1 pseudogene is annotated in these 307 nt (G+C 50.8%); it reads left to right on the plus strand.

The features are described 5' to 3' along the window. Window positions 1-307: pseudogene (gene qcrB, locus AC2Q9J_RS17780) on the plus strand (menaquinol-cytochrome c reductase cytochrome b subunit); the annotation flags it as partial.

Below are 307 nucleotides of genomic sequence, written 5' to 3' on the forward strand. Positions count from 1 at the left end.
TGCAAAATGAGATCGCACACGGACAAATCGTTCGTGGGATGCACCACTGGGGCGCATCTGTAGCGATCGTCATGTTATTCTTACATACGCTCCGCGTGTTCTTCACGGGATCGTATAAGAAGCCGCGTGAGCTCAACTGGGTCGTCGGTGTTCTCTTGTTCTTCGTCGTCTTGGCGCTCGGACTCACAGGATACTTGCTTCCATGGGACATGAAGGCATTGTTCGCAACAAAAGTTACGCTTCAAATCGCTGAAAGTGTACCGGTTATCGGTGGTATTGCGAAGACACTTCTCGCTGGTGGTGAGAT

It is taken from the genome of Planococcus sp. RAB007_Raresut (genome assembly GCF_057369535.1).